Source organism: Aliidiomarina quisquiliarum, from assembly GCF_023922585.1.
Lineage (GTDB): Bacteria > Pseudomonadota > Gammaproteobacteria > Enterobacterales > Alteromonadaceae > Aliidiomarina > Aliidiomarina quisquiliarum.
The window spans coordinates 1-2159 of sequence record NZ_JAMFTN010000042.1 but is presented as its reverse complement, the minus strand read 5'-3'; the positions used below and the strand labels follow the sequence as shown (position 1 = coordinate 2159).

The 2159-nt window shown below is 45.0% G+C and carries 1 protein-coding gene; it reads left to right on the top strand.

All coding sequences use genetic code 11. The annotated features are described in order from the left end of the window. Positions 1 to 327: 327 nt before the first annotated feature. Positions 328 to 1800, top strand: coding sequence for an amidohydrolase family protein (locus tag M1L23_RS12845; RefSeq protein ID WP_252627841.1), 1473 nt, complete (start codon positions 328 to 330; stop codon positions 1798 to 1800). The last annotated feature ends 359 nt before the right edge of the window (positions 1801 to 2159 follow it).

The window sequence follows — 2159 nt, the reverse complement described above, 5'->3', positions numbered from 1 at the left end:
GCCTCATATGATGTTCTTGTTCATCAGCTCGCAGTTTTGCGTCCGGCTTCCTTCAAACTATCCCTCACGGTTTAGCTCTTGCCATTCGCTAGTAGTTAACGTTTAATAACCTATACGTTATATAAACAGTGACTTTCCTACAGAGGACTTTCACCTCATTAGTTCATGCCCATGCTGGGCGTACACAATTCGTTCAAGCCGAACTTGTTTCGTTACGGCAAAAGCGTGGCAGAAAAAGCTTGCCACGCTTTTGCCTCCACTACACAAGTCGGCTTAACTCAGGCGTTAGCAGCTCTCACAGTCACTTTGCATTAAAGGGAATTTGGTTTGAAAACAAAAAATGGAAAACAATGGTTAAAGCGAGCTGGAATCTCTATTGGCATTGTTTTTATTTTATTCACCACATGGTTGTGGTTTATCGTCAATCACCAACTAAGTACGCTTAAACCTGATGAATCTAAACCCATCGGTGTGCTTTTTAGCAATGTTCGTGTGATATCAATGGTTGATGAAAGTTCTCCATCGCAAAGTGCTCAAGATGTGCTGATTATCGGTGATCGAATTACCGACATTGGAGCTGCTGGTGAGATCAAGGCGCCCAAGGGTATACTTGTGATTGATGGTGAAGGATATACGTTAATGCCTGGGCTCATTGATGCCCATATTCATCTCAACGATGAGCTAGAGTTAGCCGCCTACTTGGCACATGGGGTAACTGGCGTTCGTAATATGTCTGGTTATCCATTTCATCTGCGACTGATCGAGCGTATTGTTAAAGGACAGTTTCTGGCTCCTGATTTTATTACTACAGGACCTATTTTGAATAGTCAGGGCCCTAACGAACTCATTTTACAAACTACCGTTAACACAGCTGATGAAGCACGTTTAGCTGTGCGTAACCAGCACCATGCAGGATATCGGCATCTAAAAGTTTATTCAAATCTAACACCAGAAGCTTTTGATGCCATTATTGATGAAGCGGTATATTTAGGTATGACTGTGAGTGGGCATTCTCCAGAAGGGGAGCGTACAGCAGGTATTCCGCGTGAGAAACCGTTCGAAATCCCATGGAAGGCTTCGTTAGGAAAAGGATTAACCACGCTTGAGCATATCGAAACTATCGTTTGGCATGGCTTAAGGGATGATCTGACACCAGAAAAAATGGCCGTACTGGCCAAAACACTCGCGCAATCGGGAGAGGCTGTTACACCGACGCTGATTGCTCATAAGCGATTGGTTTTAATTGCACAAAGCAAAGGCGCGTATTTAACTAGACCCGGCAGCGACATGATTAATCCACTGGTGACCTGGTTTTCAAAAGGTGCTCTAGAGTATTGGAGTCAGATGGACCCATCGGTTTATGAAGCTCCGCATGCCGAATTTTTTCTCAACGCGACGGGTCTGTTGCATCAAGCTGGAGTGCCCTTGTTAACCGGCACTGACAGCGGTAGTTTTGGCATTATTCCTGGAGAATCTGTTGCGCGTGAGCTAGAGCTGTTAGTTGATGCTGGTTTATCACCGTTTGACGCCTTAACATCGGTCACTCGGCATAATGCTGAAATACTGGGTTTCGAAAAAACCGGCATGATTTTACCGGGCTATCGCGCTAATCTTGTGTTGCTGGCAAAAGATCCGTTAACTGATGTTGGCGTGGTGGAGCATCCAGTAGGCGTGATGATACGCGGGCATTGGTTAGAACAGCAAGAGCTTGATGCATTGAAAGATTCAGCGCGAAGCCCAGGTGTATCCTCATTTTTCCGCTCGCTGATCCGTGTGATTGAAATGAAATTGTCTTCATGACACTTTTGAACATGATGTTTCTTAGGGGCATTAAGATATGTGCAGGCTTAGTTACTCCAGATATTGCGTGGCTGGTTCAGTTTAAAATTATTGGTGTAGTTGTTTGATTCAACATCGCGCGGCGGCAAAGCCGCTAAAGTAGGTGTTTTGCTGCTAACAATCAAATTTTATCGCCAGCAAAAAGCGCTGGCTGCGACGTCAACCCGCTGCGCGGCTTTCCGCGCTAAATTTGGGCGTTATATTGCAGGGAAGTATGGTTAGACTTTTGGCTCTATTCTTTTTGATTCTCCCGTGGTGCTCAGTTGCTACTACGGATATGGTATTTATTTCCGAGAAAATAATTACGCCTGAGCAAGCGA